General features: G+C 50.2%; 1 pseudogene. It reads right to left on the reverse strand.

The annotated features are described in order from the left end of the window. A pseudogene (locus EN750_RS38640) lies at window positions 1–464 on the reverse strand (ABC transporter permease); the annotation flags it as partial.

Consider the following 464-nt stretch of genomic DNA (forward strand, 5'->3'; position numbering starts at 1 on the left):
GCCCAATACGGCGCCAAACACCGTGCCCTTGCCACCGGTCAGACTCGCACCGCCAAGAACGACAGCCGCAAGCACTTCTAGTTCCTTGCCAATGAGCGTCGTCGGCGTAACCGATTGGGCCAGTTGGGCTTGCGATATTGATGCGATCGCGGCCATGAATCCCATATAGCCGTAAACAAGGCATCTCAGGCCGAAAACATGAAAACCAAGGCGTTCGGCAGCTATCTCATTCCCCCCCATGGCACATATTTGACGACCGATGTTTGTCTTGTTGAGCAAGACCCAGGTCATAAAGAATGAGACCACTAGCAACAGCGCCTGCAAATTGATTGCATATGGAAACCCATTACTGTCGGCGAATTCGAACCACCAGATTCCTTCGCGGAAATAGGTGGGAAGGGAAGTGATATAGTCGCCGCGAGTGATATATATTAGTGATCCATAAAATATATTGAGAGTAGATA

The sequence above is a fragment of the Mesorhizobium sp. M7A.F.Ca.ET.027.03.2.1 genome (assembly GCF_003999175.1).
In the GTDB taxonomy this organism is placed as follows: domain Bacteria; phylum Pseudomonadota; class Alphaproteobacteria; order Rhizobiales; family Rhizobiaceae; genus Mesorhizobium.